Source organism: Streptomyces sp. NPDC004658, assembly GCF_040609555.1.
Taxonomy (GTDB): Bacteria; Actinomycetota; Actinomycetes; order Streptomycetales; family Streptomycetaceae; genus Streptomyces.
Map to the genome: position 1 here is coordinate 1 of NZ_JBEXKG010000377.1, position 1,884 is coordinate 1,884.

General features: G+C 73.6%; 1 protein-coding gene. It reads right to left on the reverse strand.

The window, feature by feature from the left end; genetic code table 11:
* Positions 1–34: 34 nt before the first annotated feature.
* The gene (gene pgm / locus ABZV94_RS41460; protein WP_356350260.1) at positions 35–1,675 is read right to left on the reverse strand and encodes a phosphoglucomutase (alpha-D-glucose-1,6-bisphosphate-dependent); all 1,641 of its coding nucleotides are present in this window, start codon (positions 1,673–1,675) and stop codon (positions 35–37) included.
* Positions 1,676–1,884: the final 209 nt, after the last annotated feature.

A 1,884-nucleotide genomic window follows, 5' to 3' on the forward strand; every position in this document is an offset into this window, starting at 1 on the left:
GCCTCCCGGGCCGGGAGGCCGCCCCGCCGACCGCTCAACCGCCGAGCGCTCCCAGCACCACGGCCTGGGCCTCCTCCTGCACCCGGGCCAGGTGGTCGGCGCCGAGGAAGGACTCGGCGTACACCTTGTAGACGTCCTCGGTGCCGGAGGGCCGGGCGGCGAACCAGGCGTTCTCGGTGGTGACCTTGATGCCGCCGATCGCGGCGCCGTTGCCGGGTGCCTCGGTGAGGACGCCCGTGACCGCCTCCCCGGCCAGCGTGTCCGCGGTGACCTGCGCCGGCGACAACTTGCCGAGCAGTGCCTTCTGTTCGCGGGTCGCGGGGGCGTCGATGCGGGCGTAGGCGGGTGCGCCGAAGCGGGCCGTCAGGTCGGCGTAGTGCTCCGAGGGGGTCTTGTCCGTGACGGCCGTGATCTCGGAGGCGAGCAGGGCGAGGATGATGCCGTCCTTGTCGGTGGTCCACACCGACCCGTCCCGGCGCAGGAAGGACGCGCCGGCCGACTCCTCGCCGCCGAACCCGAGGTCGCCGCCGATCAGTCCGTCCACGAACCACTTGAAGCCGACCGGCACCTCGACGAGCCGGCGGCCGAGGTCGCCGGCGACCCGGTCGATCATGGTGGAGGAGACGAGGGTCTTGCCGATGCCCGCGGCGGCCGGCCACCGGTCGCGGTGCCGGTAGAGGTAGGAGATGGCGACGGCGAGGTAGTGGTTGGGGTTCATCAGACCCGCGTCCGGGGTGACGATGCCGTGCCGGTCGGCGTCGGCGTCGTTGCCGGTGGCGATGCGGAAGCGGTCGCGCTGCTCGATGAGGGAGGCCATCGCGTACGGCGAGGAGCAGTCCATGCGGATCTGGCCGTCCCAGTCCAGCGTCATGAACCGCCAGGTGGGGTCGGTGTGCGGATTGACCACCGTCAGGTCGATGCCGTGCTGCTCGGCGATCCGGCCCCAGTAGGCGACGGAGGCGCCGCCGAGCGGGTCGGCGCCGATGCGCACGCCGGAGGCGCGGACGGCGTCCAGGTCCAGGACGCTCGGCAGATCGGTGACGTACGTGCCGAGGAAGTCGTACCGCTGGGTGGTGTCCGCGGCGAGGGCGCGGGCGTACGGGAGGCGGCGCACGTCCTTCAGGCCGCCGGTGATGATCTGGTTGGCGCGGTCCTGGATCCAGGAGGTGGCGTCGGAGGCCGCCGGGCCGCCGCTCGGCGGGTTGTACTTGAAGCCGCCGTCGGCGGGCGGGTTGTGCGACGGGGTGACGACCACGCCGTCGGCGAGGCCGCTGGTGCGGCCTCTGTTGTACGTCAGGATGGCGTGCGAGACGGCGGGCGTGGGGGTGTAGCCGTCCGCGCCGTCGATGAGGACGGTCACCTCGTTGGCGGCGAACACCTCCAGCGCGGTGGCCTTGGCCGGCTCGGACAGGGCATGGGTGTCGGCGCCCAGGAAGAGCGGCCCGTCGGTGCCCTGGGCGGCCCGGTACTCGCAGATGGCCTGGCTGGTGGCGGCGATGTGGTCCTCGTTGAAGGCGCTCGCCAGGGACGAGCCGCGGTGGCCCGAGGTGCCGAACGCCACCCGCTGTCCCGGGTCGGCCGGGTCGGGGTGCAGCGTGTAGTACGCCGTGACCAGCCGGGCCACGTCCACAAGGTCCTCGGGACCGGCCGGCCGGCCGGCGCGCTCGTGCGCCATGAGTCCGTTCCTCCTCGGTGGGATCGTTCGCTCACCGCCCATCTTTCCTGTCAGGGGCGTGCCATGCGAGTGCGCCCCCACCGGCCGGGACACACCGGGCCCGCGTGGCCTGAGCTCCGGTCCTGCGGTGATCGCCGCGGCGCCGCGTCCGCGGGTGCGGCTCTCCCCGCAGGCAGGCCCGTCGGCGTGGCCGCGCCGGCCCCCGAGGC